This is a genomic window from Frankia sp. CoWAU3 (genome assembly GCF_977971855.1).
Map to the genome: position 1 here is coordinate 1 of NZ_CDWWXB010000226.1, position 2826 is coordinate 2826.

General features: G+C 70.3%; 1 protein-coding gene and 2 pseudogenes. 2 read left to right on the forward strand and 1 reads right to left on the reverse strand.

Annotated features, from left to right (window positions below):
• The first annotated feature begins 236 nt into the window (after nt 1-236).
• A pseudogene (locus tag AC08ON_RS15890) lies at nt 237-1804 on the forward strand (FMN-binding glutamate synthase family protein).
• 84 nt (nt 1805-1888) lie between these two features.
• On the forward strand, nt 1889-2308 hold the full coding sequence (locus AC08ON_RS15895; RefSeq protein WP_476608264.1) for a VOC family protein: 420 nt from the start codon (nt 1889-1891) through the stop codon (nt 2306-2308).
• Nucleotides 2309-2412: 104 nt separating this feature from the next.
• Here the strand turns inward: AC08ON_RS15895 and AC08ON_RS15900 are convergent.
• Nucleotides 2413-2826 (reverse strand): annotated as a pseudogene (locus tag AC08ON_RS15900) (polyprenol phosphomannose-dependent alpha 1,6 mannosyltransferase MptB); the annotation flags it as partial.

Here is a 2826-nt window from a genome sequence, read left to right on the forward strand (position 1 = left end):
ACCGCTTGATTCCGCCGTTGTTGTGAACAGGGAGTTACCCTGTTCGCCGACGGCCCGCTCGCCATTGCGAGTTCCCGCCCATTGCGTGTCCCCGCGGCCGCGGAACACCTCGTGAACCGTCCGGCGTATAGCGTCGAAGGCGCCGGACCCGACGGGTCCAGGCAGATCGGCCGGGTTCCGCCGGCCGCGGCCCCGCGCACAGCCTGCGCACGGGGCCGGTGCAGGGAAGGATCGCGATGTTCTCGTTCGGGATACTGCCGGCCCTGGCGGGGCTCATGGCGGCGGCAATCGCCGCCGGGCTGTGGTGGTCGGCGGACTGGTGGGGGGCCGCCGCCGTGTCCGGCGCCCTGCTCGCCCTGGCCGTCCACGACGTCACGCAACGCCGGCACGCAATCCTGCGGAACTACCCGGTGTTCGGCCACCTCCGCTTCATGCTGGAGTCCATCCGGCCGGAGATCCAGCAGTACTTCATCGAACGCAACTACGACGGCCGCCCGTTCGACCGCGACATCCGGACGAGCATCTACGAACACGCGAAGGGCATCCACAGCGACCAGGCGTTCGGCACCGAGCGCGATGTCAACGCGGTCGGCTACGAGTACCTGCTGCATTCGACGGTGCCACTGGCGGTTGCGCCAGGCACCCCGCCGCCCCGGGTGCGCATCGGCGGCCCGGACTGCACCCAGCCGTATGACATGGCGCTGCTAAACATCTCGGCGATGAGCTTCGGAGCGTTATCGGGCAACGCCGTGCTCGCGATGAACCGCGACGCGGCGGCGGGCGGTTTCGCCCATGACACCGGGGAGGGCGGTCTCACCGAGCATCACCTGCGCTACCACGCCGACCTCGTCTGGGAGATCGGCAGCGGCTACTTCGGTGCTCGCACGGCGGACGGCGACTTCGACCCGGCGCTGTTCAAGGACAAGGCGGCTCTTCCGTCGGTCCGGATGGTCGAGCTGAAGCTGAGCCAGGGCGCCAAGCCCGGCCTCGGCGGCATCCTGCCCGCGGCGAAGGTCAGCGCCGAGATCGCGCGGGCCCGCGGTGTCCCGGCCGGGGTGACCTGTGTCAGCCCGCCGGGACACCGGGTCTTCTCGACTCCGCGGGAACTGGTGCTGTTCATCGCCCGGATGCGGGAGCTCGCGGGCGGCAAGCCCACGGGATTCAAACTGTGTATGGGGCCCCGGCGGGAATTGCTCGCGATCTGCCGGGCGATGCTGGCCGAGGGGATCACCCCCGACTTCGTCGTCGTCGACGGAGGTGAGGGCGGCACCGGCGCCGCGCCGCTGGAGTACGAGGACCACGTCGGTACTCCGCTCACCGAGGGCCTGATGACGGTGCACAACGCACTCGTCGGCGTCGGCCTGCGAGACCAGGTCCGGATCGGGGTGAGCGGCAAGATCGCCACCGGGGTGGACATCGTCAAACGGCTCGCCCAGGGCGCCGACTACACCAACGCGGCCCGCGCGATGATGATGGCGGTCGGCTGCATCCAAGCGCAACGCTGTCACACCAACACCTGCCCGGTCGGGGTGGCCACCCAGGATCCGCGCCGCGCCCGCGCGGTGGACGTCGCGGACAAGGGCGAGCGGGTGCGCCGCTACCAGCAGGCCACGGTGGCCCAGGCGGTACAGATGATCGCCTCGCTGGGCTGCGCCGGCTGCATCCGGGGATGCTGATGCGCCGGGTCACCCACACCGACACCCGCAGCTACGCCGAGCTGTACGAGTGGCTCGAACCCGGGGAACTGCTCGCCGAGCCGCCGGCGGACTGGGCCGCGGCCGACCCGGACCGCTTTCGCCCCTGATCCAGGGGTACCACGACGCTCTTCGGGAAAAGCTCGTGCGGGAAATGGCCGCGCGCTTCTCATCCAGACAGGAAGGAGCGGAGGATGCCAGCAGTCACGCCATGTCTGTGGTTCGACACTCAGGGCGAGGAGGCGGCCAGATTCTACACGTCGATCTTCCCGAACTCGCGGATCGTCGACATCACCCGCTACGGCCCGGCCGGGCCCCGTCCCGAGGGTACGGTCATGACCGTCCGGTTTGAGCTGGATGGCCAGGAGTACGTCGCGCTGAACGGCGGACCCGAGTTCACCTTCTCGGAGGGGATCTCGCTGCAGGTCGACTGCGGTTCCCAGGCCGAGATCGACGAGTACTGGGACCGGCTGACCGACGGTGGCGAGGCAGGACCGTGTGGGTGGCTCAAGGACCGGTACGGGCTGTCCTGGCAGATCGTGCCCACGGCCCTGCCTGAGCTCCTTGACGATCCCACCCGGGCCGGTCCCAGCGGGCGATGCAGGCGATGCTGAAGATGTCGAAGCTCGACATCGAGGAGTTGCGCCGGGCCGCCGACGAGGCGTGAGGCCCGGCGACGGACGCAACGGTCGCCGCGCTCAGGGCACGGTCGCCACGCTCAGGGCACGCTGGCGAGACGACGCCGGGCGGCCAAGGCCACGGCGATGCCGCAGGTCAGGGCGACGAGCAGGACGATCGGCCCCTGCCGGACGAACCAGGGAGCGACCTGCGGGTGATCGACGAACAACAGCTCGCAGTGCGGCAGGGCCAGGAACGAGCCGACCACGGTGACCGCCCCGAGCACCCGTCGCGGCGCCTGCCCGGTCAGGCCGAGGAGCACGGCGCCCCAGGTGAGATACCAGGGATAGAGGACGGGTCCGAGCAGGGCCAGGCTGAGTAGTGCCAGCCCGGCGGTGGCATGCGGTTCGCGGTCGCGGACGGTCGCCAGCAGCCAGACGAAGATCCCGGCGGCGACGGCCGCGCCTGCGGCCCGGGTGGGTCCCACCAGATCCTCGAAGCGCATCGCCGATCC

Coding starts and splice junctions, on each gene's coding strand:
- AC08ON_RS15895 (WP_476608264.1), top strand. CDS start 1,889: ATGCCAGCAGTCACGCCATGTCTGTGGTTCGACACTCAGGGCGAGGAG.